Origin of the sequence: Bifidobacterium sp. UBA744, from assembly GCA_002298605.1 — a bacterium.
Taxonomy (GTDB): Bacteria; Actinomycetota; Actinomycetes; order Actinomycetales; family Bifidobacteriaceae; genus Bifidobacterium.
This window is the reverse complement of record DBKS01000017.1, coordinates 1-1,212: the sequence shown is the minus strand read 5'-3', so window position 1 is coordinate 1,212 and position 1,212 is coordinate 1. Positions and strand designations below refer to the sequence as shown.

Here is a 1,212-nt window from a genome sequence, read left to right as displayed (position 1 = left end):
CCCGTGGTGCTGCAATACCAGTCCCAGGCCAGGCTGGCGGAAACCTCCGAGCAATCGGAGTCCAATGTGCGGGGTTGGCCCTACCCGCAGGCCGAGCTGGCGTTCCAGGCGGCCCAGGAATACAACCGTAAGCTCGCCCAGTCCGGCCAGCCGGTGATGGGCGAGGCGGTTGATCCGTTCACTTCGGTCGCCGGACGTTCGTCCGCTTCCGGCAGTGAGGATTCCGCCGCAAGCAAGGACACGGAGTATCAGGAGCTGCTTGACACGGGCGGTGGTGTGATGGGGTCGATCGTGATTCCGAAGGTGTCGATCGATTTGCCGATCTACCATGGCACGTCCGAGAGCGCGCTCGCTTCCGGTTCCGGGCATTTGTACGGTTCGAGCCTGCCGGTGGGGGGCGTGGACACGCATGCGGTGCTGACCGGCCATCGCGGTCTGGTCGATGCGCTGATGTTCACCCGTTTGGATGAAATGCAGGTGGGGGATTTCTTCTACATCAAGGTGATGGGGGAGACGCTGGGGTATCGCGTGGATCGCATTTCGGTGATCGAGCCGGATGATACGAGCCAGTTGAAGATCGTGCCCGGCGAGGATCGCGTGACCTTGATGACATGCACGCCGTATGGTGTGAATACACACCGTTTGCTGGTGTCTGGCGTTCGCCAGACGATTCCCGATCCGATTCCGCAGATCACGGATGCGCCGAGGGATTGCCGTGTGTGGACGATTGCCTCCGTTGCGATCCCGCTGGCGCTGGGACTGTTGCTGCTGTGGGCGCGGCATCGCCCGTGGCGCCGCATGCGCCATGGCGGTTGGTGGCCGCGTAGACTGTAGATTCGACGATTTGCCTTCACTTTCTGTCTGAACAAGGGGACGGGGGCTGATAAAGGCTGCGTAGCTGCACGCCTGATTCGGGGTTGGCGAGGCCCACTGTGAGGGGTTGGTCCCAGTGCGAATCCGCTAAAGATCCGAATACTGATAACTGCGTGAAGGTCAGTTATGATGCGTACGATCGCAAGGTAACCGCGACCCTCCCCGAAGGTTACATGCTGGTGGATGGCGTGACCTATATACGCTCGGGCTTCGAGGTCAAGCCGTCCCAGGCCGCCTACGGGCAGTATGCCAAAGCCGACAAGAAGTACTGCGAACCGACGAAGGCCGACGGTAGCGACGAAAGCTGTGAGGGCTGCGCCGAGACCAAGGGCGAAGGCG

2 protein-coding genes are annotated in these 1,212 nt (G+C 61.6%); both read left to right on the top strand.

The window, feature by feature from the left end:
* Positions 1-834, top strand: an 834-nt coding sequence (locus B2994_RS01650) for a class C sortase (RefSeq protein ID WP_291526667.1), incomplete at its 5' end; no start/stop codon positions are given.
* Between the two features lie 152 nt (positions 835-986).
* On the top strand, positions 987-1,212 hold a 226-nt coding region (locus tag B2994_RS01645; RefSeq protein ID WP_291526666.1), incomplete at its 3' end, for a DUF7604 domain-containing protein.